This is a genomic window from Breoghania sp. L-A4 (assembly GCF_003432385.1).
Lineage (GTDB): Bacteria > Pseudomonadota > Alphaproteobacteria > Rhizobiales > Stappiaceae > Breoghania.
The window spans coordinates 2,196,094-2,219,682 of sequence record NZ_CP031841.1; the positions used below are offsets into that span (position 1 = coordinate 2,196,094).

Consider the following 23,589-nt stretch of genomic DNA (forward strand, 5'->3'; position numbering starts at 1 on the left):
CATGTGCCGCAAGGGAAAATAAGTCTACGCGCTTCACCCTAGGACATATTTTGTCAAAATGAAGCCGCGCCTGCAAAAGAATGTCCGCCAAGATATTGAATCCGGTGCCGTTTCGAAGGGACACGCCAAAACGCGCGCGCGGTGGCGGTGTCGACGATGAGGTATCATAGTGATGACAGGCGCCAACCGGAAGAGCGAGGCGGGGGAGTCACGGTAATGTGGATGAAAGCGGTCCAGGTCGGACAAATGGCCGGAATTCGGCGATGAGCGGCACGCAGTCGGCGGCTGGCCCCACGACCGGTTCAGGCCCGGACGGCGCGGCTCATTCGCGCGCAGCCGTATCCGGGTCCGGCGCTGGGCGCGTGTCCGCCGCCCTCCTGGCTGTCGCCGTGGCGCTCAACGCCGCCGGTGCGATGATTGTGGAAATCGTCGCCGGCCGCCTGCTGGCGCCCTATTTCGGCATGTCGCTCTACACATGGACGACGGTGATCGGCGTCGTCCTGGCGGGTCTCACGTGTGGCCATTGGATCGGCGGCCGGCTGGCGGGCCGCTATCGCGCGCATCTCGCGCCGGTGATTGGCCTGTCGTTCTGGCTCGGCGCGCTCACGACAGTGCTGGTGCTGCCGGTCACCGGTCTGGTTGCGGGCGCCTTGCTGCGCGGCGAGGCGGCTCCGGCGCTGGCCATCGCGCTGTCGGGGCTGGCCGGGTTCTTCATCCCGAGCCTTGTCGCCGGTCTGGTGCAGCCCATGGCGACGGTGTTCGAGCTGCAACGCGCGGCGGCCCACAGCGGGCCGGTCGTCGGGCGGATGTTGGCGGCGGGCGCATTCGGCAGTATTCTCGGCACGTTCATCGCGGGATTCGTGCTGATCTCGTGGCTCGGCTCCGCCGGCACCATCTGGCTCGTGGCCGGGCTGAACGCTGTTCTTGGCGCTCTCTTCCTGCCGGGCCTGTCGCGGCGCGGCGGGGCATTGGCCGCGGCCGGGCTACTGGTTCCGCTGGCCGTGATCTCGGGCGGCGTCACGGTTCCCGGTTTCGCGACGCCGTGTCAGGTGGAAAGCCGCTACTACTGCATTCGCATTGACCCGGCCGATGGTCAGACCGGCCGCGCCTCGCGGCTGATGGCGCTCGACCACTTGGTGCACAGCGTCAACGACGAGGCCGATCCGCAGGCGCTGTTCAGCCCCTATCTGCATCTGGTCGACGAGATCGCCCGGCACCGGTTCGCGGATGAGCCGATTTCGGCCTTCTTCATCGGCGGCGGCGGTTTCACGCTGCCGCGCGCCTGGCAGGCCCGCAATCCGGCGAGCGATCTGACGATCGCCGAAATCGATCCGGTCGTGACCCGTCTGGCGCGCGAAAAGCTGTGGTTCGCGCCGGGAGAAAACACCCACGTGCTGGAACGCGACGCGCGAGTGGCGCTGCGCGCCATTCCTGAGGCGCCGCGCTTCGACGTGGTCTTCGGCGACGCCTTCCACGACATCGCGATCCCCGCGCATCTGATCTCCGATGAATTCAACGCCTTGGTCGCACGCCGGCTCAAGGACACGGGATTCTATGTGCTCAACGTGGTCGACGATCCGTCGAACCCGAGGCTTCTCGCCAGCCTGCTGCGCACCCTGAAACTCCGGTTTCCGCTGTTGGAGGTCTGGGTCGAGCCGCGCGACATACAAGGCGCCCGCCGGGCCACCTTCATCGTCTACGCGGCGAAGCAGCCAAGCGGCCTGGAGGCCACCCATCGCGCCACCTACGGCTACCGCCATCTGTGGCTGCGCGTGGATCCCGCGTCGATCGATATCGACGGCCTCGGCATCACCCTGACCGACGATTTCGCGCCCGTCGACCGGCTGCTGTCGGGTCTGTGGCTGGGCGGCGATTGAATTCGCTGATAATCGGCCTTGACTTCGAGTGCGCTCGAACCCGTAGCTTCGTCCGCGTCGTGACGAGTGAGGTATTGATGAAGATCGGCGAACTGGCCCGGCGCAGCGGGCTTTCGGCCCATACAATCCGCTATTACGAGCGCATCGGATTGCTGCCTTATGCGGACCGCGATGGATCCGGGCAACGTGACTATGACGTTGCCATTCTCACGTGGATTGAATTCCTGAATCGCCTGAAAACGACCGGGATGCCGATCCGCGAGATGCTGCGTTATGCGCGATTGCGCGAGCGTGGAGAGGAGACCGGCGCGCAGCGTCGGGTCCTGCTCGAAGAGCACCGCGAGCGTGTCCGGGAAAAAGTCGCCGAACTGCAGGATTGCCTTCTCGTCCTCGATACCAAGATCGCCGGTTATGCCGGCGCCGGACCTCGGATCAAGGACACGAACGCGAATGACACACAGCAATCTGAATGCACACCGGAACGAAAGCCGGCTCGAACGCGGTAGGCGCGCCCTGGCTGAAATCGACGGCGAGGCGGGGGAGGCGGTGATCGCCTCGCTTGCCGATATCGCGCCCGATTTCGCAGCATTGCTGCTGGAATTTCCCTTCGGCGACATCTACACGCGGCCGGGTCTCGATGTCCGGGCGCGCGAGATCGCCACGATCGCCGCGCTGACCGCCATGGGCACCGCGGCGCCGCAGTTGAAGGTGCACGTTGCGGCTGGTCTGAACGTCGGGTTGAGCCGCGAGGAGATCGTCGAGATCATGATGCAGATGGCCGTCTACGCCGGATTTCCTGCAGCGCTCAACGGCCTGTTCGTCGCGAAAGAGGTGTTCGCCGATCGAGTCGGGAGCGTTGACGCATCCTAGAGCGTTTCCTTGTTAAATGGAACCATTCTGCGGAGATGAGTTTTGTCGAGGATCAAGAGGATTGGCGAAGGGCATATCGCGGATATGGCCGAGACGGGCCTCGCCGATAATCGGGAAAATTCATCCCGCCCAAAGGGTTGGTCGAAACCGGCCGTCCGCCGCGTCAACGGCCCCCGCCGTAGCATGGGCTACGCCGTTCGCCCGTTTCCTCGCGGATCGAACCGGTTTGGACCAACAGAATTGATTCCATTTAACAAGGAAGCGCTCTAGCGTTGGAGTGGAAGAGCCGGCCTCGCGCCGGCTTTTCGATTTATGGCTGCCCGTTCACCGGCTGACTTCTGCAGTGTGGTTGGCGGCGATGGAGCCCGATGGGCGCGCGGGCAAGGTCGCAAGCCCTGGTGGTTGCCCGGGCGTCATCGCTCAACGCGGTGCGTGGCGGCCATCGCCTCGAGTTCGGCGGCCAGTTGCTCGCGCAGATGGACTGGCGCCAACAGTTCCGCGCCAGGCCCGAGCCAGCGCACCAGCGGGAAGATCACGGCCGGATCGTTGCGCGGGATCGAGATCAGCACATTGCCGTCGCCATCGGGGGTGAACGCCGCGTGGCGGTAGTACCAGTCGAGCGACAGCTTGGCGGCCTGCTCGGGCCGGACGCGGATCTGGACAATCGTGTCTTCCTGCTCCCAGCGGCGCATGGCCCGCGCCAGCCAGGCGCCGCCAAGCAGATCCTGGATGGAAAAGTTCTTGTCGGGGCGGAAGCGAAAGCCGGTGATCTCGATGTTGCTGACCCGGTCGGCGCGGTAGATGCGCAGATCATCGGCGTCCACCGAGCGGCCCGCGAGATACCAGTGGTCGCGGTCGAACAGAATGCCGTAGGGCTCGACCTCATGCGGCCTGGGCGCGTCGCGCGCCGGATTGGTGTGCTCGAAGCGCACCCGCCGGCCCGCCAGCAGACCTTCCATGAAACGGTCGAGCGCGTTCTGCCAGGAGCCGGCGGGCGCCGGCGTGGTGCCGTGATGAAACACGTCAGGCGGCGTGCGCTCGACGCCGATGAGACGCTGGGAATTGACCAGCAGATCATGCACGGCGCGGGGCAGGGCGGCGGTCAGCTTGCGTTCGGCGGTGTCGAGATCGGCGGACAGAGGCGTTGCGCGCAATCCGCGCACCAGCGCCAGCGCCACCAGCAGGGCCGCCGTCTCCGAGCGGGTGAGCGCCACCGGTGGCTGGATGTAGCCGTGTGCCAGCCGGTAGCCGCCTTCCGCGCCGCGCTCCGCCTCGACCGGAACGCCCAGCGCCAGCAGCCGATCCACATCGCGGTAGATGGTTCTCAGCGACACCTCGAAGCGCTCGGCAAGCGCCGCGGCGGTGACCAGCTTGCCGCCGGTCAGCATCAGGAGGATCCCCAGCGCGCGCTCGATCGGGTTCATCTGTCAGCCCCTCATTCGGTTCATCGATACCGTATTTTTCATCGAGGGAACATAGCGGGATCAAAGTTGACTCCCTGCTGTCAGGATTGGTTTGAGACACTTGCCTCACGCCCCGGATTTCAGGGGAAAACGAGGAGAAAAATCATGACCGTGACCGACTATTCGGCGTACAGCGGCTTCGCCCGGCGCACCGGCCTTCTCATCCGGCTCGTCGCCGCGGCAGGCCACATGCTGCGCGCCGGGTGGGCCGCCATGCGTGCGGCATACCGCAGGCGGGCGACGCGCCGCGCGCTCGACAGGCTCGAGGATTGGGCGTTGAAGGATATCGGGCTTGTGCGCGGGGCCTATGGATTCGAGCGCATGCCACCCGATGATCTGCAATGAAGGGAGACGAGAGGCGCTGGCAGTGAGCCGAATCGGGATGAAAATCAGTACAATGAAAAGCCGCCGGCCGTTAAGACAGCCGGCGGCACGTGACGAGTCGCTTGTCTACATGTTGCTCTTGTCGGCGTTGGGGAAGAATAGCTGCTGGCCGTCGACCTTGTACGACGCGATGGCCTTCTGGCCTTCGGCTGACAGGAGCCAGTCGACAAACGCCTGACCTTCCTTGACCTTCACGTTGGCGTGCTTCTCGGGGTTCACGAGAATGACGCCGTACTGGTTGAACAGGCGATCGTCGCCTTCAACGGCGATCTTGTAGTCGCCCTTGTTCTGAAACGCGATCCAGGTGGCGCGGTCGGTGAGCGCATAGGCGCCCATGCCGACGGCGGCGTTGAGCGTCGCACCCATGCCGGAACCGGTCTCGCGGTACCAGGAGCCGGACGCGGCGTCCGGATCGCCCCCGGCTTCCTTCCACAGCGCCTTTTCCTTCTTGTGCGTGCCGCTGTCGTCGCCGCGCGAGGCGAAGGGGGCGCCCGCATCGGCGATTTTCTTCAATGAACCGAGGATGTCGTTGCTGCTTGCGACACCGGCCGGATCGCTGGCCGGGCCGACGACGACGAAGTCGTTGTACATCAGGTCGAAGCGCTTCACGCCGAAGCCGTCGGCGACGAATTTCTCTTCCGCCGGCTTGGCATGCACCAGCAGCACGTCGCCGTCACCGTTGACGGCGTTCTTGATCGCCTGGCCGGTGCCGACGGCGACGACGCGGACCTCGATGCCGGTCTTTTCCTTGAACATCGGCAGGAGGTAGTCGAGCAGGCCCGAGTTTTGCGTCGAGGTGGTCGATTGGACGACGATGAACGGATCGTCGGCGCGGGCGAAATCGGCCGGCTGCGCCAGCATCAGCGCGGCGCCGAGGCCGAGAAGTTTCAGAAAAGTGCGTTTGCGCATTGGGGTCTCCCGTTGTGTTTTCAGATCGACTCGACGGCTTTGCGGCTTCAAAGCAGCAGGCGGCCTTGCAGGAACTCGCTCGCCTGATGGGACGCTGGCGTATCGAAAAAGCGTTCCGCCGCAGTGACTTCGCAGATACGGCCGGCGTGCATGAACAGCACGTCGTCGGCCAGCCGGCGGGCCTGGCCGAGATCGTGGGTGACGAAGAGGACGCGGGTGCCGGCCTGCGCGGCGTCGAGCACGAGGCTCTCGATCGCGGCGGTGGAGGCCGGATCGAGGCTGGCGGTGGGCTCGTCCAGCATCAGCAGCTCGGGGCGCAGGCTGAGCGCGCGCGCCAGCGCCAGGCGCTGCTGCTCGCCCCCGAAAGGACCCGCGCGGGCGCCCTTTCCAGATGGGAAAGATTTGCCTGTTCAAGGGCTTGGCGTGCGCGGTTGGCGCGCTCGGCGCGGTTGAGGCATGCCGCCTTGAGAGCGTGCAGCACGTTGGCCTTGACCGAACGGCGCAGCAGAACAGGCTTCTGGAACACAAATCCGAGCCTGTGGGCGAGCGCCCGCGACGGCCCGCCGCCGTTCCAGGAAACGCGGCCTTCATCAGGGGCGACCAGACCGGCAAGTGTCCGCAAAAGCAGGCTTTTTCCGGCTCCATTGGGGCCCATGACAATGGTGATTCCGCTCTGTTCGCAGGCGATCCGGTCATGGCCGGCCGCCGGGGCGGTGATGGTGATGTCGATGCCGTCGAGCAGCGTCCGGCCGGCGCGCCGCAGCCTCAGGCCTTCGCCGCCAAGCGGCAGGATTCCGTTGTAATCAGAAGGGCTTGCGCCATCGTGGACGGGTGAGGGGATGGGTCCTTGCAGCATCACGGGCGGCCTCAGGCGTAAGCGGTGCGGGCGGCGGAGGCCTTCAGGCCCATGACGCCGGCGTTCACCAGCACCGCGATGATGATGAGGATAAGACCCAGCCCCAGCGCCAGGGCGAGATTGCCCTTGGAGGTCTCCAGCGCGATCGTCGTGGTCATCACGCGGGTGACGTGATTGATGTTGCCGCCGACGATGATCACCGCGCCGACCTCGGCCACGGCGCGTCCGAAACCGGCGAGCAGGGCGGTGAGAAGACTGTAGCGCGCGTCCAGCAGCAAGGTGCCGACCATGCCCATCGTTCCCACGCCAAGGGTCTGAAGATACTCGGAATATTCGCCGCGCATGTCCTCGATCGTCTGCCGCGCCAGCGCCGCGACGATGGGGGTTACCAGCACCGCCTGCGCCGCGATCATGGCGCCGGGCGTGTACAGCAGTTGCAGCGCGCCGAGCGGTCCGGCGTTGGACAGCGCCAGGTAGACCATCAGCCCGACGACGACGGGCGGAAGGCCCATCATCGCGTTGAGCAGCACGAGGACAACCGTGCGGCCGGGGAAGCGGGCGACGGCCAAAAACGCGCCCAGCGGCAGGCCGATGAACGCGGCGATCGCCACCGCCATCAAACTGACTCTGAGCGAAAGACCAACGATTTCAAGTAGATCCGCGTCCATCGACAGCACAAGCCAAAAGGCCTGCAGGAACGCGGATGAAAAATCCTGCATTGAATCCTCCCGTGGGCGCCCATGGTAGCAGTCTGACGGAAAATGTCTATTCGTTCTGAAAATTGGAAAATTTCGAAAATTTGATCAGATTAGACATAAAAAGACGCAATCCGGTGGCTCTCCAATCCAATTCAACTCCATTCTATTTTCCGAGTTTTTGATGGATTTTAGAGATGGATTTGACTGTTTTTCGAATTGGATTTGAATTGGATTTGAAGTGGCGCCGCGTTTCGACGCCCCGCGTCCATCGCGCCCACTGAGGGCTGTGAAGAAGCTGTGCGCGGCCTGGGGAGAGTTCCGGGATCCGGGGTCCGCGACGCCGGTTTATCCCCATGGACCGCACCGCTTCTCATGTGCTTGTCCACAACGCCTGGCTTTGCGTCAGGGTCGCGCCGGGCTCCCCGGGCGACACCGGCGTTTGTTCCGAGCTTGCCGATTGACAGGTTTGCGGATTGGTGCAATCGTATGTGCAATCGATTGCACAAACACGGCGGCGACGCGGCGACAAAGCCGAGCGGAGCCGGAAACGCATCAGGCCGCACGGCGCGCAAGCCGCCGGGGCCGAAACACAGGGAGGCGGGGCATCACGTCATGAACACGACTTTCATGGAGCCTCAACTGATCGATCCGGCGCGGGCATCGATCGAAGCGCTCAAGCCGCACTGGAACTGGGACCGGGCGATTCCCGCTCCGGGCCACATGGGCGTGGATTTCGAGGGCCGGGTGGATTTCCGCCGGCTGCACAACTATCGGCTGAACCGGGCGCGCGAGGCGCTGAAGAATTCCGAATGCGGCGCGCTGCTGCTGTTCGACGTCAACAACATCCGTTACGTCTCGTCGACCAAGATCGGCGAATGGGAACGCGACAAGCTCTGCCGCTTCGCGCTGCTGGCCGGCGACAACGAGCCGATCGTCTGGGACTTCGGCTCCGCCGCCGTGCACCACAAGCTCTATTGCGACTGGCTGGTGGCCGACAACTGCAAGGCCGGCATGCTGGGCATGCGCGGCACGGTGCCGCCATCGGTCGGGCTGATGAAGAACCACGCCGAGGAGGTGATGGCCCTGCTGCGCGAAGCCGGCGTCGCCGACATGCCGGTGGGCGTCGACATCGCCGAGACCGCCATGTTCTTCGAGCTGCAGAAGGCCGGCATGAAGGTGGTCGACGGCCAGCAGGTCATGCTGGACGCCCGCGAGATCAAGAACATCGATGAGCTGGTGCTGCTTAACCAGGCCGCCGCCATGGTCGACGGCGCCTACCATCTGATCCACGAGGAACTGAAGCCCGGTGTGCGCGAGAACGACATCGTCGCCAAGGTCAACGAGTTCCTCTACCGCAACGGCTCGGACGACGTGGAGGCGATCAACGCCATTTCCGGCGAGCGCTGCAGCCCGCATCCGCACAATTTCACCGACCGGATGTTCCGGCCCGGCGACCAGGCGTTTTTCGACATCCTGCAGTCGTTCAACGGCTACCGGACCTGCTACTACCGGACCTTCAACATCGGCCGCGCCACCCCGTCGCAGACCGACGCCTACATCCGCTGCCGCGAGTGGCTGGACAAGGCCATCGAGCTGATCCGGCCCGGCCAGTCGACCGACAAGGTGGCGGCCGTCTGGCCCAAGGCCGAGGAATTCGGCTTTCCCGACGAACTGACCGCCTTCGGCCTGCAGTTCGGCCACGGTCTGGGGCTGGCGCTGCACGAGCGGCCGATTATCTCGCGTCTGGTTTCCTTCGAAGATCCGATGGAAATCAAGACCGGCATGTGCTTCGCCCTGGAGACCTATTGTCCGGCCAGCGACGGCGTATCGGCCGCGCGCATCGAGGAAGAGATCGTCGTCACCGACACCGGCTGCAAGGTGATCTCGCTGTTCCCCGCCGAGGATCTGCCCATCGCCAACCGCTACTGATGCGCCCAGCGCGGACAGGACCCTGGGCGTTTGCCGCGCGCAGGGCCCGTCCGCGCGAGGTCCCGCATGACAGGAGTTGCCTGCAGTGACGCCCCAGACGAAAACACCCAAACGAACGGCGGCCAAGCGCGCCCCGGCCAAGGCCCAGAAGGCGGCGGCTCCGGCGCGCACGGCGGCCAATGATGACATCGGCCTCGACACGCGGCTGGAGCTGTTTCGCCGCCAGGTCGAGATCCGCGATTGCGAACAGCGCGCCTACGATCTGTTCCTGCAGAACCTGGTCAAGGGCACCAGCCATCTGTCGCTGGGACAGGAAGCCATCGCGGCGGGTTTCGCCGTGGCCATGCAGCCCGGCGACAAGAGCTTCTGCACCTACCGCGGCCATGCGCATACGCTGGCGCGCGGCGTGCCGATGGAAAAGGTGCTGGGCGAGCTGATGCAGCGCGACAACGGGCTGATGCGCGGCAAGGGCGGCTCCATGCACCTGACCTCGGTCGAGCACGGCGTGATGGGCTCCTACGCCATCATCGGCGCGCATCTGCCGATCGCCTGCGGCTCCGCGTGGCGGGCGCAATATCTCGGCCATGACGACGTGGCGGTGTGTTTTTTCGGCGACGGCACCACCAACATCGGCGCCTTCCACGAGGCGCTGAATTTCGCCGCCGTCTGGAAGCTTCCGGTGGTCTTCGTCTGCGAGAACAATCTCTACATGGAATACACGCCGATCGGCGATGTGACGGCGGTGGAGCATCCCGCCGCCGACCGGGCGTCGGCCTACGGGCTGCCGTCCATCGTCATCGACGGCAACGACGCCGACGCGGTCTATCGCGAGGCGCAGAAGGCATTCGCCAAGGCGCGCGCCGGCGAGGGGCCCTCGCTGATCGAATGCATGACCTATCGCCATTCCGGCCATTCCCGCGCCGATCCGGGCAAATACCGCCCCGACGGCGAGCTGGAGGATTGGAAGAAGAACCGCGACCCGATCAACATCTACAAGGCGCGGCTGGCCGAGTTCGGCGTCGGCTCCGAGCAGATCGACAAGATCATGGCGGCGTCCATGGAGCAGGTGGACGCGGCGACGGAAGCCTGCAAGGCGGCGCCCCTGCCGCCGGAAGACATTCTATCGACGGATGTATATGCCGACGGAGGCTGGGCATGGCGGAACTGACTTATCGCGACGCGGTTGCGCGTGGCATCGCCCAGGAAATGCGGCGGGACAACGACGTGGTGTTCCTCGGCGAGGACGTCGCCAAGGCCGGAGGCGTGTTCAAGGCCACCGTCGGATTGTTCGAGGAGTTCGGACCCATCCGCGTGCGCGACACGCCGATCTCCGAGCAGGCCATTCTCGGCGCAGCCATGGGGGCGGCGATGACGGGCCTGAAGCCGATCGCCGAGATCATGTTCTCCGACTTTCTGGCGGTGTGCTTTGATTACATTGCCAATGAAATGCCGAAGTCGCGCTACATGACCAACGGCCAGGTGAAGTGCCCGCTGGTGGTGCGCACCGGCAATGGCGCGGGTTCACGCTTTGGCGCGCAGCATTCCCAGTCGGTGGAAAACTGGGCGATGATGATCCCGGGCCTGAAGGTGGTCGCACCCTCGAACCCGCTCGATGTGGTCGGCCTGCTGGCCGCCGCCGTGCGCGATCCCGATCCGGTGATATTCTTCGAGCACAAGTCGCTCTACGCGATGAAGGGCGAGGTGCCCGACGGTGAGATCCTCGACACGCTGGGCACGGCGAAGATCCTGCGTCCGGGCAAGGACGCCACGATTCTGGCATTGGCGCTGATGGTGCCGCGCGCGATGGAGGCGGCCGAGCGGCTGGCCGCGGAACACGGCATCGACTGCGAGGTCATCGACGTGCGCTCGCTGGTTCCCCTGGACACGCAGACGATTCTCGGCTCGGTGGCCAAGACGGGGCGGCTGTTCACCGTGGAGGAGAATCCGCGGTTGTGCGGCTGGGGCGCGGAAATCGCCTCCATCGTGGCCGACGAAGCCTTCTACGATCTGGACGGTCCTGTGGTGCGCATCACCACGCCGCATATTCCGCTTCCAGCCGCGGACAACCTGGAAGACATTGTTTTGCCAACGCCGGCGCGTATCGTCGCCACGATCAGCAAATCAATGGAGTAGCCGTCATGAACGAGCAAATCACCAAAACGGTGCCCACCGATCTTTACATCGACGGCGCCTGGAAAGCGGGCTCGACGGGAGAGCGTTTCGACGTGCTCAACCCGGCCGACCAGAGTGTGCTCGCCTCGGTGGCCAGCGCCACGGTGGAGGACGCCAAACAGGCGATCGACGCGGCGGAAGCCGCGTTCGGCGAGTGGGCCGCGCGCTCTCCGCGCGAACGCGGCGAGATCCTGCGCCGCGCGTTCGAGCTGATCATCGCCGACAAGGAACGGCTCGCCGCGCTGATCACCATGGAAAATGGCAAGGCGTTGCCCGACAGCCGCGCGGAAGTCGCCTATGCGGCGGAGTTCTTCCGCTGGTACGCGGAAGAGGGCGTGCGCAACATCGGCGACGTGATGCGTTCTCCCGCCACCGGCGCGCGCATCCTGGTGCAGCACAAGCCCGTGGGTATCGGCGTACTGGTGACGCCGTGGAACTATCCCGCCGCCATGGGCACCCGCAAGATCGGTCCGGCGCTGGCCGCCGGCTGCCCGGTGATTGTCAAGCCGGCGTCCGAGACGCCGCTGACCATGCTGGCCCTGATGCCGATCCTGGAACAGGCCGGCGTGCCCAAGGGCATCGTCTCCGTGCTGCCGTCGCGCTCGTCGGGCAAGATCGTCGACGCCATGCTGCACGATCCGCGCGTACGGGTGATCTCGTTCACCGGCTCGACGGAGGTCGGCCGCAAGCTGCTGAAGAGCGCCGCCGACTGCATTGTCAATCCGGCGATGGAGCTGGGCGGCAACGCGCCCTTCATCGTCTGCGAGGACGCCGACATCGACGCGGCCGTGGACGGCGCGATCCTCGCCAAGATGCGCAATCTCGGCGAGGCCTGCACGGCGGCCAACCGGATCTTCGTGCATGACGCCGTGCACGACGTCTTCGCCGAGAAGCTGACGGCGAAAATGTCCGCCATGAAGGTCGGCAACGGGCTGGTCGAGGGCGTGGAGGTCGGCTCGCTGGTCAATGCCGACACGCGCAACAAGGTGGCCGAACTGGTCGACGACGCGAAGGCGCGCGGCGCCAAGGTTCTGTGCGGCGGCGAGGTCCCGGATGGTCCGGGCTATTTCTATCCGCCCACCGTGCTCATCGATGTGCCGGGCGAGGCCAAATGCGTCGGCGAGGAGATTTTCGGCCCCGTGGCGGCGCTGCAGCGATTCTCCAATGAGGCCGAGGTCATCACCAAGGCCAACGCGACCGAATACGGGCTGGTGGCCTATCTGTTCGCCGGCGATCTCAAGCGCGGGCTTGCGCTGTCGGAGAAGCTTGAATTCGGCATGGTCGGCCTCAACCGGGGTCTGGTCAGCGATCCGGCGGCGCCGTTCGGCGGCGTCAAGCAATCGGGCCTGGGCCGCGAAGGCGCGCACGAGGGCCTGATGGAATTCCTCGAGACGCAATACATCTCGGTGGAGTGGTAGGCGCGGCGTTGAACGGACGGCCTCGTGACGGATGTCTCACCCCCCTCTCCCATTGGGAGAGGGTTGGGGTGAGGGGATCAAGGCTCTCGGGCGTACGGAGAATTCTGTTCCCCTCACCCGGGCGTCCCGCCCGACCTCTCCCCATGGGAGAGGTGAGTGGGCGCCGAATGCGATTGTCCCGCCGCACGGGGGAGAGCGGGGCAGGCTTGAAAGACGGGAAGCAACAATGGAAGTCTTGATGCCGCAGCTCGGTGAGACGGTCACCGAGGGTACGATCAGCGTTTGGTTCAAGGCCGCCGGTGACACGATCGAGAAGGGCGAGAACCTCTTCGAGATCGAGACCGACAAGGTGGCGATGGAGGTCCAGGCGACCGAAAGCGGCGTGCTCAGCGAAATCCGCGTGAGCCAGGGCGAAGTCGCGCCCGTGGGCGCTATCGTCGCGGTGATCGGCGGCGCGTCACAGGCCGCATCGGATACGTCAGCAGACGCAAAATCAGACGCGCAATCCGGCGGGTCCGGTCCGTCCAAGAAGACGGCCGCCGCCGATACCGCGCCGGAGGCATCGAGGGGCCTTGCCTCCGGCGCGGTCCCTGCCGCGTCACGCGCGCCGGCGGCCAACGGCGCGAGCCGGGATGTGGGCGGGCGCAAGATGGAGCTGTTTTCCGAAATCGCCACGCCGAGCGTGCAGTTCGGGTCCGTCAACGGGCCGCTGGGTCTCAAGGTGACGCCGCTGGCGCGCCGGCTGGCCAGGCAGCGCGGAATCGACCTGGGCGCGGTGGCCAGGGACGTCAGCGCGCGCGGCGGACGGCGGATCCACAAGGCGGATCTCGAAGCGGCCGGAGGCCAGGAGGCGCGCGGCCCCGCAGCGCCGGTGGCGTATGAGGCGCCGAGTGTGGCGCGGCTGGACGGCGATACCGCCGAGCCCTTCAACCGCATCCGCAAGCAGACGGCCAGGCATCTCGCGCGCTCCTGGGCCACGGCCCCGCATGTCTTCCAGGCGGTGGAGGTGGATTTCTCCCGCGTCGACAAGGTGCGCAAGGCCGTGAAGGCGGATTTCGCCGCGCGTACCGGCGTGTCGCTCACCTATCTGCCGTTCATCATGCGCGCCGTCAGCGTGGCGCTGAAGGAGTTTCCCAAGGTCAACGCGCTGATCGAGGGCGACGGGCTGGTGATCCGCCGGAACATCAACATCGGCGTGGCCGTGGATCTGTCCCACGAGGGGCTCGTGGTGCCGGTGATCCGCGATGCCGACGGCATGACGGTGGCGGGCCTCGCTCGCGCCATCGATGCAATGGCGAGGAAGGCGCGCGACGGCAAGCTCGAGCCTTCCGATCTGGAAGGCGGAAGCTATTCGATCTCCAACAACGGCTCCTTCGGCACGCTGTTCACCGCACCGATCATCAACGGGCCGCAGGTGGCGATCCTGTCGACCGACGCGGTGCGCAAGCGCCCGGTGGTGCTGGAGACCGAGGACGGCGACGTGATCGTGTCGCGTCCCATGGGCATGGTGGCGCAGAGTTTCGATCACCGCGCCATGGACGGCGCCTATTCCGCACGCTTCCTGGGCCGGGTGAAGGAGATTCTGGAAACCCGCGACTGGGCGGCGGAACTGGAGTAGGCGCGCGCGTTGCCGCATGCTAAGCGGGCGGCAAGGTTTTTTGCCCCATCGGTAGGCAGGGCATGTCGAGTCACTTAGGCTCGCCGATATAGTCCAGTTATTTGAGGTTCCCGTGAAACGATTTGTCCAGTTGAGTGCTGTCATCTTCATGTCGTTTCTGGGGGCGCTCCCGCCCAGGCTGCAAAGGTCGATCACGCGAAGCTCTTCCAGGGCTTTCTGATGTCGCCGACGTATCGCGGCTACGTCGAAAAAGCGATCAACCTCCATGAAGGCGAAAGGACAAAGGCTCAGTGCCGTCCGCTGAAGCTTCAGGGTGTGACGCTGGTGGAGGTTCTGAGTCCGCCAAAATACAAGATGTTGCGCAACAGGGCCACCATTGTGGCGGGCGCGTGGGTCGTGCGGGCGGCGATGGACCAGTGTGGCCGCACGGTGACCCGGCGGCTTCTGATCCAGACGGCGGAGCCAGGTAATTTGCGGCAAATCGCCTTGCTGCCGGGCGCCTTTGCAGGCAATTTTCAGCTTGAGTTGGATGCGATGCGCATCGTGCGCCCGGCGCTGATGCTGAAGGCGCACTGCAAGATTCCGAAAAAGCTGGTCTTCATGGACGTGAAATCTCTCACCCCGGCCGGACCCAAGGGCTGGACGGAAACCTGGACGGCACGAGCATGTGGAAAGCCCGTCAAGGTGACAGTGACCTACACGGCGGATGCCACCGGCATGCAGATCACCGCGAAGTAGCGCGCCTTCAGCCCTTCGCCGGTCCCGTGGAGCCGCGAATGATCAGTTCCACGGGCAGCACCACGTGTTCGGCGACGCGCTCGGACACCGGTTTGGCGATCTGCTCGAGAAAGATCTCCGCCGCCCTGTGGCCGGCCTCGTAGGTCTGGATGCGCACGGTGGTCAGCGCCGGCTTGAGGCGTTCGACAAACGGCATGTCGTTGAAGCCGGTCAGCGAGATGTCGTCCGGGCAGGAGAGACCGCGCGCTTCGATGGCCTCCAGCGCGCCGATCGCCAGCCGGTCGTTGGCGCAGACGATGGCGGTGAACGGCAGGCCCAGATCGAACAGCGCGTCGGCGCAGCGGCGGCCTTCCGCCTCGTTGAAGCCGTTGGAATAGATCAGCAGCTTTTTCCAGTCCTCGAGTTCGAGCGCTTCGGCGACATGGAAATAGGCGTCGCGGCGCTTGAGGCCGGTGGAGATGGTTTCCGGTCCCGCGATATGGGCGATGCGGCGGTGGCCCAGAGCGACGACATGCTCGACCGCCAGTTCGATGCCCTTGCCCTCGTCGTTGACGATGGAGGAGATCGCCGGATCGTCGACGGCGCGGTTGACGGTGACGATCGGGATGCCCTCGCGGGCCGCCTTGATGATTTCCGGCGCGTGCCGCTGGGCGGAGGCCAGGATCAGTCCGTCGACACCGCGCGCGCGCAGCACGTTGATCATCTGGGCGTCCTTGGCCGGGTCGCTGTCGGTGTTGACGATGATCGCCACATTGCCCTCGCGCGCCAGCGCATCCTCGATGCCGCGCACGATGGGCGGAAAGATCTGGTTGGTGATGTCGGGTACAAGCACGCCGACGGTGCGCGAGCGGTTGGTGCGCAGCGAGTAGGCGATGGAATTGGGCTGGTAGTCGAGATCGGCGGCGGCCTTGGTGACGCGCTTGACCACGTCCTCGGTCAGCAGGTGGCGGGTCTTCGGATCCAGCGCCCGCGACACCGTCGAGACATGCACGCCCACGGCCTTGGCGACATCTTTCAAGGTGGCTCGCTGCTGCGTCGTGCGTCCGCTTGTCATGCTGTGTCCCGCGCTGTCCTGTCCGCCGCGATTAAAGCCCTTGTCAATCGTTTGCAATAGCCGTTGCGAGGCCAAAGCTTGTATGTTAGCACTTAATGCAATCGATTGCATGAGCATCGCACGGTGATTGCGTGGATTGCAAGATCAACATTCCCCTGGGGAAGGCGGCGCGTTTCCTGGCGCCGGCCGGGGAGCCGCGGCGCGCAGGCGCACGAGAACCGAGGCGGCGCCCGCGACTCCGGGCGCCGGAAGACTGAAACAGCGCAAGCGCGCACTGGGCTGAAACGGCGCACAGGCGCCGGATGATAAGGGAGATGTCAATGTCAGCGACACAACCGACGATCGGCTGGATCGGGATGGGGCGCATGGGGTATCCGATGGCCGAGCGTCTGGTGAAGGCCGGGCACACGGTCAAGGTCTGGAACCGCACCAAGGCCAAGGCGGAGCCGCTGGCGGCTCAGGGCGCGACGCTGGTCGACAGCCCGGCGGAGCTCGCCGATGTGGACATGCTGTTCACCATGGTGTCCACCGGCAAGGATCTCGAGCAGGTCTATTTCGGCGCGGGCGGCGTGCTCACCGGCGATGCGGCGCCGAAGATCTTCGTCGACTGCTCGTCCATCGGCACGGATCAGTCGGCCGAGCTGCGCGGCCGGCTGGCCGAGCGCGGCGCAAGCTTCATCGCCTGCCCGGTGTCGGGCAACGGCAAATGCGTGAAATCGGGCAAACTGTCCGCCGTCGCCTCCGGTCCCAAGGCCGTGTTCGACCAGGTCGAGCCTTATATCGATGTGATCGCCGGGCGCGGCGTCTCCTATGTGGGAGAGGGCGAGCTGGCGCGTTTCTGCAAGATCGCGCACAACGTCATGCTGGGCGTGGTGACGCAGAATCTCGCGGAAATCACCATTCTGGCGCAGAAGGCCGGCGTGCCGCGCCACGCGTTCCTCGACTTCATGAACAACTCCGTGATGGGCTCGATCTTCACCCGCTACAAGACCAACGCGCTGGTCAATCTCGACTGGACCACCACCTTCACCCCCGCCTTGCTGCGCAAGGATCTGGATCTGGGGCTGGCGGCCGGCCGGGCGCTCGAGGTGCCGATGCCCACGACGACGGCCACGCGCGACGCGCTGCAGGCGCATTTCGGCGCGGCTCAGCTCAAGGACGATCCGCAGGCCTATCTCGATGCCGATTTCTCGGCGCTGCTGGAAACGGTGGCGCTGACCGCCGGCATCCAGCTCGAGCCGGAGGACGTGCCCATGCCGACGGGCCTGGAGATCACGGCGCAGGCGGCGGAATAGTTCTCCGGCATATGGCGGCTAGACGTGAGAGCGGGCGGGGCGACCCCGCCGGCTCAGACCGCTGACAAAGCCGGGAAAACTCTCCTTCGTCATGGTCGGGCTTGTCCCGACCATCCATAAGCCCTTGAAAGCATGGATCCTCGGCACAGGGCCGAGGATGACGATCGAGGGGTATGAGCTTTGTCATCAAGCTCAGCGGGCGGGGTCACCCCGCCCGCTTTTTTGTGCGCAGTCGCGGGCGCGTTGACATGACGCTGCGTCATCAAATCCGCGTAGGTAGTCTCACGGCAAGGTACCGTTAACCATTCGGCAGGGAGTTCTGGTCAAAATCAAGACTGTGGCACAGCGGCCACGATGCGCGGCCCAGCGGATTCTCCGGCTTGATCGCCAGCGACTCTGCTTTCTATCCTGTCTCTGCGTCGACTTGAGGCGGTTCGGGATCGCGCGGCGTTGAACTCAGGCGCGGAGGACCCGCATCTTGACTTACGCAATCCGCTTTTGGCTGATCCTTCTCGCTGTTCTGGCGGGCGCCTCTGGCGCGTGCGCTGCGGATCCTCAGGCGTACCGGCTGCTGCGGCTCGACGGTCAGATCGTCAAATGGGGCGATCCCGCACTCGGCAGTCCGGCGCATATTACCTACGCCTTCGTCAGCCAACCGGCGCACGACGCAAAGGCCCGCAATTGCCGCGACATGGACAGGCTCGACATCCTGGCGGACCGGATCGGGCTGCCAGTCGAGGACGTCAAGCAGCAGGCACTTGCCGCCTTCCGGCTGTGGGAGCGCGTCGGGGGCGTCAGCTTCACGGAGGCAGCCGATCCGCGACAGGCTGATATTCTGATTGGGGCGCAAAGCCGCCCGCGCGGCTATGCCTTCGCCAATGTCCGGTATCACGTTGCCGACATGGTCTCGGATTCGACGAAATCCACCGATGATCGTGGTCTGAACGATGCGGGAACCGCCAGGGGCGCGCGTGGTGAGGCTGGTGGCCGGAGCGTGGTTCCGATCGCGAAATCGGCGATTTGCCTGAATCCGATGCGAGGCTGGAAGATCGGCCATGGCGGTGTCGAAGAGGCCTACGACCTGAAATACACATTCGCGCATGAAATCGGCCACGCGATCGGGCTGGACCACTACAACCGGCCCGGCCAGTTGATGTTTTTCAAGTACTCCGAGGCTTTTGCCGGACCTCAGGACGGCGATATCCTTGGCGTGCGTGCGCTCTATGGGCCGCCAAGTACACGGTTGAGGGTATCCGCCCGCTGACGAGCGTTCGAGGAAGTTCGCGCTTCATAATTTTGACAAAATGTATTGAATTTACTTTTTTAAGTAAATAATCCAAAAAAAGCCAATATTCATCGGAAAACTTTCACTATGACTTGCGGTGGACACTTTCGGATGCTGCGCATTGCGCCGCTGTTCGAATGTTCTGGATGTCTTTTGTCATGCGTTCCGAATGCGTTGAACGCGCCATTTGTTTTGGCTGCGGCCGGAGTGGTGCGTCCACTGGCTGGCCGGATCGCGCTGAGGGACAGCCGTTTGCGCGGAATGGACCGCCGCAACGATGTCGCCGTGACAGCCTTTCGGGCGGATGGCGGGCAATGATCGACACGCGCACAAAGGAGAAGGTTATGTTTAGACAATTGATGTTGACCAGTGCCGCGTCCCTGGCCTTGGGGATCGTTCCGCAGTTCGCGACGGCCCAGGATCAGCCAACGACGGGTCAGGCACCTGCCGCGCAGGAGGAATATACGGCTCCCGATCGGGTGGTTACCCCCGAAGCGACGCCGGATGCCGCGCCGGCTCAGGGTTTGTCGGCCGCTCCGGCGCCGACCGGCACGCAGATGTCCTTCGTCATGAGCCAGGAACCCGACCAGTGGCTTGCCAGCGATCTTATTGGTGAGAGCGTGATCGGTGGCGACGGGGAGAGCATCGGCGAGATTTCCGACGTGGTTCTTGGACCTGACAATCAGGTCGAGGCCTTCGTGCTCGACGTCGGCGGGTTTCTCGGCATCGGCGCGCACACAGTCGCCGTATCGATCGAGAGCTTGCAACGCGCGGACGACGGTGACGGCGGACAACGCCTGACGATTGCCGCCGCGACGACCGAGACGCTCGAAGCCGCGCCGGAATTCATGACGCTTGCAGCCCAGGCAGCGGCCGCGCGGCAGCGGGCGCGTGAAGCGGCGCAGAGCGATGAAAGCGCGGCGAGGGAGCAACCCCCGGTTCCAGAACAGCCGCAATAACACATCCACCGGCGCGATCGAACGGAACGCGCGGTTGGCCCGGCTGTCTCAACCGGACCCAGATGACAGAAATGGCCCCGCCTGCGGCGGGGCCATTGTTCGTTCAGCGGCGTTCAACGTCGGTCGCATAGCGCAGCTGATCCGTGACTAGCGCGAATAGGGCGAACGACACGGCCGGCGCGGACCATTGTAGGGCTGGAACGTGTTGTCCGACGCGCGGTACGAGCGATAGCGGTCGTAACACCAGGCCACATGCCGGTTGTAGCGCGGGCGGTCGTTCCGCATCATGCTTTGGATCGCGCCGCCGATAATGGCCGCCGCGAAGGCCTCGGGCGGGAACCAGAAACCGCGATATCTGCGGTACCCGCGGCGCGGTTCGCGATAGCCGCGATGGCCGTTGTAATAGGGGCGGCCGTTGCGATGGTAGTAACCCCGCTTGCGGTACTGGACCGGCGTCGCGGCGCCGTGGCTGCCGCTTTGCTCAAACAGCGGTACCTTGAAGGACGCCGCATTCGCGGGCGGCGCCATCGTGAAGGTCGTGGCGGTCAGCGCGGCGGCGCAGGCGGTGACAAAAAGCTTTCTCATGGCGGGGGTCTCCTTGCCTTGATTTCTTTTGGCGTATGCAATGTCAACGCGTTCCGCCGCCGGCGGTTCCATTGCCACCATGGACGCCCGGCACCATGCCGATGCCGTCACTGACGCCGGATGTCTTCCAAGGCGCGGGAGATGCTTGTCATGCGATGAAGCACATGCCGCCCGGCGAAGCACGTCTTGCGGGTTGAACCGGACACGCCCAAAAAAAAGGCCGACAACTGGTGCCGTTGAAAGCATCAGTTCACACCCCGGCGGTTGCGCGAAGATTTGTTGGAAAAATCGGCTATTTGAAATGGTTGTTTGTCTTGTTACAAACGCAAATTTGTCACAGGCTGGCCAGATTCCCTTGCGGAATATGTCGCCTTTTGAATAGCTTACGGCGGTATCAACATACTCCGGAAAAGTCCTGTCTATTGCCGACGCGGTTTTCCGATGTAGGCTCGATACAAGCAGGATTCGCGACAGAAATGGGGAGTTGAAATGGTTGGCGGCTGCCGGCGAACTCTGGTTTTTGGTGTGGCTTTCGTGCTGCTCTACCAGATGTTCGCTGCGCTGGTGGTCCTGAGCCAGCCCGAAGCGGCTGCCACATTCTGGTACCCTCCCATCGGCATCGGCATGCTCGGCGTGCTGTTTTTCGGGCCTCTGGGCAGCGTTCTGGTGTTCGTCTGTGATCTTGCCGTGATGCGGTTGCAGTTCGGCCTGAGCCCGGTTTTCTCCACCATCATCGCGGCCACCACCACCCTCGAGTGCCTGGTGTTCTACGCTGTTCACCGACGCATTGCCTCGCGATTGCCGATCACGGATCTGCCGGCCTATCTCATGCACTTCGCGGCGGTTCTCGGTGCCGCCGGAGCGGGCGCGCTGGTCGGCTCGGTTGCGCTGTTGCTTTACAGAGGGGTCGGCGAAAATCCGTTTGTCCTGCAGCTCGCCACCTGGTGGATCGCCGACTTCAGCGGCGCCATTGCCGTGGTGTCTGTCGGGCTCTTTGTGCTGCGCACCCCGACTATGCCGGCCGATGGGCGACGCGACAGGCCGGCTGCGGAGCATGCGAGCGGGCGTGCCGGCCCATGGTGGCACCGTCCGGATTTCGCCGAGACAGGGCTGACGCGCGCCAACGCCGCCGCCTATTTCGGAATGCTGGCGGGGATCAGCGTGCTGGTCTACCTCGCGTTCGTCGATACGCAACTGCTACCAGGCATGGAGGCGCAGGCGACGACCGCGGATCGGGTCAACTTCGGCTTCGGCTTCCTGCTGATCCTGCCGATTGTCTGGATCGCGCGGCACTACAGGGCGTCGCTCGTCGCCCTGACGATGCTGTATGTTTCGGCGTCGGTCGCGATCACGCTCGCCCTGGGCAGCGCGAACACCTTCAATTTGGCGCGTGTCTCGCAGTTCGGTGTCTTCAATGTCCAGGCGATGCTGGCGGCGATCAACCTGCTGGGGATCAGCGTCGCTATTGTGATGCGCAGCGAACGGAGGGCGCGCGACGCGGAAAGGCGGGCGCTGGCGACCGCACAGGAGTTGCATCACGAGCGTGCGGCGGCGCTGGAGGAAGGCGAGGAACTCGCCAAGCGCCTGCACGAGACCATCGAGACGATCCAGGACACGTTTTTCATCCTCGATCGCGACGGGGTGTTCATCTTTGCCAACCGGCAGACGAAGGGGGCGGGACTCGTTGGAAGCGATTTCATCGGCAAGAATCTTTTCGAGGTTTTTCCATACTTCGTCGGCACGGAGATCGAACGCAATTTTCACAAGGCGCTGCATACCCGCGAGCCCGTATCCTTCGTCACGCCCTTTGGATTGAGCCGCCGGTGGTTCAGCATCCGCGTTCATCCGGTGAACGAGGGACTGGCGGTCTATTCGCAGGAGGTCACCGGGCAGGTGCGGCAGCAGGAGCAGCTGCAGCTCATGCAGACGGCGGTCGAGCATATGACCGACATGGTGCAGATCGCCACCGCCGGTCCAGGTGACCTCAAGGAGCAGCGGGTGATCTACGTCAATGAGGCGTTTGTCCGGAAGACCGGATACAGCCGTGAGGAGATCATCGGCATGTCGCCGTTCACGATCTACAGCCGTGATCCGTCGGCGCCGGAACTGGCGCGCGTTCGCGCAGCGCTGGAGAACGACAAGCTGTTGCAGGGCGAGTTTGTCGCCAAAACCAGAAGCGGCGAGGAATTCCTGCGCGACGTGAGTGTCATTCCCATTCACAACAGCGAAGGGGAGTGCACGCATTTCGTGTCCGTCAGCCGGGACGTCACCGAACGGCGGAGGATCGAGGAGCATATGCGCCAGTCGCAGAAGCTCGAGGCCGTCGGCAAGCTCACGGGCGGCGTGGCGCATGATTTCAACAACCTGCTCGCGGTGATCATCGGCAACGCGGAGATGCTGGCTGAGGATCTCGATCCGGCAAGTCCGCTGAGGGGCCGCGTGGAGACGATACAGAAGGCGGCGGACGGCGGCGTGGAGATGATCCGCTATCTGCTGGCGTTCTCGCGGCGGCAGGCGCTGGAGCCGAAGATTGTGGACGTGCGCCGGCGTGTGGAGGCATGGCCGACATGCTGAAACACACGGTCGACGGCAACGTGGGCGTCGAGACACGCGGCGCAGGGGAGACCGGCTGCGCGCTGGTTGACCCGGCGCAACTGGAAAGCGCCATCCTCAATCTGGTCATCAATGCGCGCGACGCGATGCCCGGTGGCGGCACGGTCATCGTCGAGACCTCCCATGTCGATGTCACCGAGGGCGACGAGGATTATCGTGCGGTTCCGCCGGGATCCTACGTCATGGTCAGCGTGAGCGACAGCGGCACGGGCATCGCGCCCGCCGAGCTGGAGCGGGTGTTCGAGCCGTTCTTCACGACCAAGGATGTGGGTTCCGGAACCGGGCTGGGCCTGTCGATGGTCTACGGCTTTGTGAAGCAGTCGGGCGGACACATCGTGATTGCCTCGCAGCCGGGCGAGGGCACCACGGTGCGGCTCTATTTTCCCCGGACCCAGGCGGAGGGTCCGGTCGCCGCCCAGCCCCACCCCACGCAGAAGAATCCCGGCGGGAACGAGCGCATCTTCGTGGTCGAGGACAACGACATGGTCCGCAGCACGGTGACCGCGCAACTGCTGGCGCTGGGCTACACGGTGGTGGAGGCGGCCAGCGGCGCGGACGCGCTGAAGGTGCTCGCCGAGGACCGCAATTTCGATCTGCTGTTTACCGACGTGGCGATGCCCGGCGGCGTCAACGGGGCGCAACTGGCGTCCCGGGCGCGGCAGATCGTGCCTGCGCTTCCGGTGCTGTTCACCTCCGGCTACGCCGACAGCGCGCTCCTCGACAACAGCGACTGGAGCGAAGACGCGCCGATGCTGAGCAAGCCGCACCGGTTTTCCGATCTGGCCAGGAAGGTGCGCGACGTGCTGGACGCGCGGGCCGGCTGAACGGCCGCCGGTATGAGCGGCGGTCCAGAGCAGATCCGTTTC

The 23,589-nt window shown here is 64.7% G+C and carries 22 protein-coding genes; 15 read left to right on the forward strand and 7 right to left on the reverse strand.

Annotated features, from left to right (window positions below; translation table 11 throughout):
• The first annotated feature begins 362 nt into the window (after positions 1 to 362).
• The 3 genes from D1F64_RS10145 (at position 363) to D1F64_RS10155 (ending at position 2,747) form a co-directional block, all read left to right on the forward strand.
• A complete protein-coding gene (locus D1F64_RS10145; protein WP_162901463.1) occupies positions 363 to 1,877 on the forward strand; it encodes a fused MFS/spermidine synthase in 1,515 nt (504 codons plus the stop codon).
• Between the two features lie 77 nt (positions 1,878 to 1,954).
• Positions 1,955 to 2,383: a MerR family transcriptional regulator gene (locus D1F64_RS10150; RefSeq protein ID WP_117412349.1), complete on the forward strand. Its 429-nt coding sequence runs from the start codon at positions 1,955 to 1,957 to the stop codon at positions 2,381 to 2,383.
• Positions 2,328 to 2,747: a carboxymuconolactone decarboxylase family protein gene (locus D1F64_RS10155; protein ID WP_117412350.1), complete on the forward strand. Its 420-nt coding sequence runs from the start codon at positions 2,328 to 2,330 to the stop codon at positions 2,745 to 2,747. Before D1F64_RS10150 ends, D1F64_RS10155 begins: the two co-directional genes overlap by 56 nt.
• Positions 2,748 to 3,160: 413 nt before the next feature.
• Here D1F64_RS10155 and D1F64_RS10160 read toward each other — a convergent pair whose 3' ends face one another.
• Positions 3,161 to 4,171: a WYL domain-containing protein gene (locus D1F64_RS10160; RefSeq protein ID WP_117412351.1), complete on the reverse strand. Its 1,011-nt coding sequence runs from the start codon at positions 4,169 to 4,171 to the stop codon at positions 3,161 to 3,163.
• Positions 4,172 to 4,315: 144 nt separating this feature from the next.
• Here D1F64_RS10160 and D1F64_RS10165 point away from each other — a divergent pair, with 144 nt between their 5' ends.
• Entirely contained in the window at positions 4,316 to 4,555 is a 240-nt protein-coding gene (locus D1F64_RS10165) for a DUF1127 domain-containing protein (RefSeq protein ID WP_205470730.1), read from the forward strand.
• 105 nt (positions 4,556 to 4,660) lie between these two features.
• On the opposite strand, the gene D1F64_RS10170 is transcribed toward D1F64_RS10165, so the two are convergent.
• From D1F64_RS10170 to D1F64_RS10180, 4 genes are all read right to left on the reverse strand, one after another.
• Positions 4,661 to 5,455, reverse strand: a complete 795-nt coding sequence (locus D1F64_RS10170) for a substrate-binding domain-containing protein (RefSeq protein ID WP_248304767.1) — start codon at positions 5,453 to 5,455, stop codon at positions 4,661 to 4,663.
• A gap of 95 nt (positions 5,456 to 5,550) precedes the next feature.
• Positions 5,551 to 5,805: a hypothetical protein gene (locus D1F64_RS24520; protein WP_248304710.1), complete on the reverse strand. Its 255-nt coding sequence runs from the start codon at positions 5,803 to 5,805 to the stop codon at positions 5,551 to 5,553.
• A complete protein-coding gene (locus D1F64_RS10175; RefSeq protein WP_248304711.1) occupies positions 5,805 to 6,359 on the reverse strand; it encodes an ATP-binding cassette domain-containing protein in 555 nt (184 codons plus the stop codon). Before D1F64_RS10175 ends, D1F64_RS24520 begins: the two co-directional genes overlap by 1 nt.
• An 11-nt stretch (positions 6,360 to 6,370) precedes the next feature.
• Positions 6,371 to 7,078 carry an ABC transporter permease gene (locus tag D1F64_RS10180; RefSeq protein WP_117412353.1) on the reverse strand — a complete coding sequence of 236 codons (708 nt, stop codon included), beginning with the start codon at positions 7,076 to 7,078 and terminating at the stop codon, positions 6,371 to 6,373.
• Positions 7,079 to 7,669: 591 nt separating this feature from the next.
• Between D1F64_RS10180 and D1F64_RS10185 the strand changes: the two genes are divergently transcribed.
• From D1F64_RS10185 to D1F64_RS10210, 6 genes are all read left to right on the forward strand, one after another.
• Positions 7,670 to 8,986, forward strand: a complete 1,317-nt coding sequence (locus D1F64_RS10185; RefSeq protein WP_117412354.1) for a Xaa-Pro peptidase family protein — start codon at positions 7,670 to 7,672, stop codon at positions 8,984 to 8,986.
• A gap of 85 nt (positions 8,987 to 9,071) precedes the next feature.
• A complete protein-coding gene (locus D1F64_RS10190; protein ID WP_117412355.1) occupies positions 9,072 to 10,154 on the forward strand; it encodes a thiamine pyrophosphate-dependent dehydrogenase E1 component subunit alpha in 1,083 nt (360 codons plus the stop codon).
• On the forward strand, positions 10,142 to 11,119 hold the full coding sequence (locus D1F64_RS10195; RefSeq protein WP_117412356.1) for an alpha-ketoacid dehydrogenase subunit beta: 978 nt from the start codon (positions 10,142 to 10,144) through the stop codon (positions 11,117 to 11,119). Before D1F64_RS10190 ends, D1F64_RS10195 begins: the two co-directional genes overlap by 13 nt.
• Before the next feature lie 5 nt (positions 11,120 to 11,124).
• On the forward strand, positions 11,125 to 12,576 hold the full coding sequence (locus D1F64_RS10200; protein ID WP_117412357.1) for an NAD-dependent succinate-semialdehyde dehydrogenase: 1,452 nt from the start codon (positions 11,125 to 11,127) through the stop codon (positions 12,574 to 12,576).
• Between the two features lie 226 nt (positions 12,577 to 12,802).
• Entirely contained in the window at positions 12,803 to 14,194 is a 1,392-nt protein-coding gene (locus D1F64_RS10205) for a dihydrolipoamide acetyltransferase family protein (protein ID WP_162901464.1), read from the forward strand.
• Positions 14,195 to 14,413: 219 nt separating this feature from the next.
• Positions 14,414 to 14,932 (forward strand): hypothetical protein, encoded by a 519-nt coding sequence (locus tag D1F64_RS10210; RefSeq protein WP_117412359.1) that lies wholly within the window; start codon positions 14,414 to 14,416, stop codon positions 14,930 to 14,932.
• A 7-nt stretch (positions 14,933 to 14,939) separates the two neighbouring features.
• Here the strand turns inward: D1F64_RS10210 and D1F64_RS10215 are convergent, their stop codons facing one another.
• On the reverse strand, positions 14,940 to 15,986 hold the full coding sequence (locus D1F64_RS10215; protein WP_117412360.1) for a LacI family DNA-binding transcriptional regulator: 1,047 nt from the start codon (positions 15,984 to 15,986) through the stop codon (positions 14,940 to 14,942).
• A gap of 320 nt (positions 15,987 to 16,306) precedes the next feature.
• Here D1F64_RS10215 and D1F64_RS10220 point away from each other — a divergent pair, with 320 nt between their 5' ends.
• The 3 genes from D1F64_RS10220 to D1F64_RS10230 all read left to right on the forward strand — a co-directional run bounded on the left by D1F64_RS10220 (position 16,307) and on the right by D1F64_RS10230 (position 19,525).
• The gene (locus D1F64_RS10220) at positions 16,307 to 17,281 is read left to right on the forward strand and encodes an NAD(P)-dependent oxidoreductase (RefSeq protein WP_117412361.1); all 975 of its coding nucleotides are present in this window, start codon (positions 16,307 to 16,309) and stop codon (positions 17,279 to 17,281) included.
• Between the two features lie 478 nt (positions 17,282 to 17,759).
• Positions 17,760 to 18,545 (forward strand): matrixin family metalloprotease, encoded by a 786-nt coding sequence (locus D1F64_RS10225; protein WP_117412362.1) that lies wholly within the window; start codon positions 17,760 to 17,762, stop codon positions 18,543 to 18,545.
• A gap of 335 nt (positions 18,546 to 18,880) precedes the next feature.
• On the forward strand, positions 18,881 to 19,525 hold the full coding sequence (locus D1F64_RS10230) for a PRC-barrel domain-containing protein (protein ID WP_162901465.1): 645 nt from the start codon (positions 18,881 to 18,883) through the stop codon (positions 19,523 to 19,525).
• A gap of 147 nt (positions 19,526 to 19,672) precedes the next feature.
• Here D1F64_RS10230 and D1F64_RS10235 read toward each other — a convergent pair whose 3' ends face one another.
• Positions 19,673 to 20,110: a BA14K family protein gene (locus D1F64_RS10235; RefSeq protein ID WP_117414535.1), complete on the reverse strand. Its 438-nt coding sequence runs from the start codon at positions 20,108 to 20,110 to the stop codon at positions 19,673 to 19,675.
• Between the two features lie 489 nt (positions 20,111 to 20,599).
• On the opposite strand from D1F64_RS10235, the gene D1F64_RS10240 reads away from it, so the two are divergent.
• Positions 20,600 to 22,684: a PAS domain-containing protein gene (locus D1F64_RS10240; RefSeq protein ID WP_117412364.1), complete on the forward strand. Its 2,085-nt coding sequence runs from the start codon at positions 20,600 to 20,602 to the stop codon at positions 22,682 to 22,684.
• Positions 22,678 to 23,547 (forward strand): ATP-binding protein, encoded by an 870-nt coding sequence (locus D1F64_RS10245; RefSeq protein WP_248304712.1) that lies wholly within the window; start codon positions 22,678 to 22,680, stop codon positions 23,545 to 23,547. Before D1F64_RS10240 ends, D1F64_RS10245 begins: the two co-directional genes overlap by 7 nt.
• Positions 23,548 to 23,589: the final 42 nt, after the last annotated feature.

Excerpts from the sequence above, each read along its gene's own strand:
- D1F64_RS10175 (WP_248304711.1), bottom strand. The coding sequence starts at position 6,359 with ATGCTGCAAGGACCCATCCCCTCACCCGTCCACGATGGCGCAAGCCCT.
- D1F64_RS10240 (WP_117412364.1), top strand. The coding sequence starts at position 20,600 with ATGGTTGGCGGCTGCCGGCGAACTCTGGTTTTTGGTGTGGCTTTCGTG.
- D1F64_RS10195 (WP_117412356.1), top strand. The coding sequence starts at position 10,142 with ATGGCGGAACTGACTTATCGCGACGCGGTTGCGCGTGGCATCGCCCAG.
- D1F64_RS10155 (WP_117412350.1), top strand. The coding sequence starts at position 2,328 with ATGACACACAGCAATCTGAATGCACACCGGAACGAAAGCCGGCTCGAA.
- D1F64_RS10220 (WP_117412361.1), top strand. The coding sequence starts at position 16,307 with ATGTCAGCGACACAACCGACGATCGGCTGGATCGGGATGGGGCGCATG.
- D1F64_RS10210 (WP_117412359.1), top strand. The coding sequence starts at position 14,414 with ATGTCGCCGACGTATCGCGGCTACGTCGAAAAAGCGATCAACCTCCAT.
- D1F64_RS10170 (WP_248304767.1), bottom strand. The coding sequence starts at position 5,455 with ATGCTGGCGCAGCCGGCCGATTTCGCCCGCGCCGACGATCCGTTCATC.
- D1F64_RS10235 (WP_117414535.1), bottom strand. The coding sequence starts at position 20,110 with ATGAGAAAGCTTTTTGTCACCGCCTGCGCCGCCGCGCTGACCGCCACG.
- D1F64_RS10230 (WP_162901465.1), top strand. The coding sequence starts at position 18,881 with ATGATCGACACGCGCACAAAGGAGAAGGTTATGTTTAGACAATTGATG.
- D1F64_RS10165 (WP_205470730.1), top strand. The coding sequence starts at position 4,316 with ATGACCGTGACCGACTATTCGGCGTACAGCGGCTTCGCCCGGCGCACC.
- D1F64_RS10215 (WP_117412360.1), bottom strand. The coding sequence starts at position 15,986 with ATGACAAGCGGACGCACGACGCAGCAGCGAGCCACCTTGAAAGATGTC.
- D1F64_RS10185 (WP_117412354.1), top strand. The coding sequence starts at position 7,670 with ATGAACACGACTTTCATGGAGCCTCAACTGATCGATCCGGCGCGGGCA.
- D1F64_RS10180 (WP_117412353.1), bottom strand. The coding sequence starts at position 7,078 with ATGCAGGATTTTTCATCCGCGTTCCTGCAGGCCTTTTGGCTTGTGCTG.
- D1F64_RS10160 (WP_117412351.1), bottom strand. The coding sequence starts at position 4,171 with ATGAACCCGATCGAGCGCGCGCTGGGGATCCTCCTGATGCTGACCGGC.
- D1F64_RS10200 (WP_117412357.1), top strand. The coding sequence starts at position 11,125 with ATGAACGAGCAAATCACCAAAACGGTGCCCACCGATCTTTACATCGAC.
- D1F64_RS24520 (WP_248304710.1), bottom strand. The coding sequence starts at position 5,805 with ATGCTGGACGAGCCCACCGCCAGCCTCGATCCGGCCTCCACCGCCGCG.
- D1F64_RS10205 (WP_162901464.1), top strand. The coding sequence starts at position 12,803 with ATGGAAGTCTTGATGCCGCAGCTCGGTGAGACGGTCACCGAGGGTACG.
- D1F64_RS10245 (WP_248304712.1), top strand. The coding sequence starts at position 22,678 with ATGCTGAAACACACGGTCGACGGCAACGTGGGCGTCGAGACACGCGGC.
- D1F64_RS10150 (WP_117412349.1), top strand. The coding sequence starts at position 1,955 with ATGAAGATCGGCGAACTGGCCCGGCGCAGCGGGCTTTCGGCCCATACA.